General features: G+C 49.0%; 1 pseudogene. It reads left to right on the plus strand.

The features are described 5' to 3' along the window. A pseudogene (locus tag IEW26_RS30080) lies at nt 1-623 on the plus strand (S-layer homology domain-containing protein); the annotation flags it as partial.

Here is a 623-nt window from a genome sequence, read left to right on the forward strand (position 1 = left end):
GGAACCGTTAAAGATTTGGTGAAAATGACAGAAGCGATTGCCAAGCAATCGGTTGAAAAAGCGAAACAGCTGGGCACCGATACCGCACGTATCGTCATTCCAGATACGAAGGATGCCGTGTCCGAGACACGGGTTGAAGTTCCGAAAACCGCTGTTAAAGAGCTGAGTGACGGCTCGCTCAAGCTGGAGATTTCAACACAAAATGTAGCCATTTCGATTCCGACCAAATCTATTGCCGGGTTCGATCAAGACTTGTATTTCCGCATCGTTCCGCTGAAAAAGGAATCCGAGCGCAAAGAAGTAGAGGATCGTGCGAAGAAAGAGCAAGTGATTCAGCAAGCAGCTCCAAACGCGAACGTACGGGTACTGGCTCGTCCAGTAGAGATTGAAACAAATATGCAGAGCCGTGAAGTGACACTGACTCTGCCGCTGGGGAACAGCCTGCCGACGGATGCAGCTGCTCGTCAGCAAGCCTTGAATAACCTGGCTGTGTATATTGAACACAGCGACGGTACGAAAGAACTGGTACGAGGAAAACTGGTGAAGCTGGCAGATAGCAGTGAAGGGATTGAGTTCACTGTAACGAAGTTCAGTACATTTACACTAGTTTCTGTAGACGGACT

The organism is Paenibacillus silvae (assembly GCF_014639235.1).
Taxonomy (GTDB): Bacteria; Bacillota; Bacilli; order Paenibacillales; family Paenibacillaceae; genus Paenibacillus; species Paenibacillus silvae.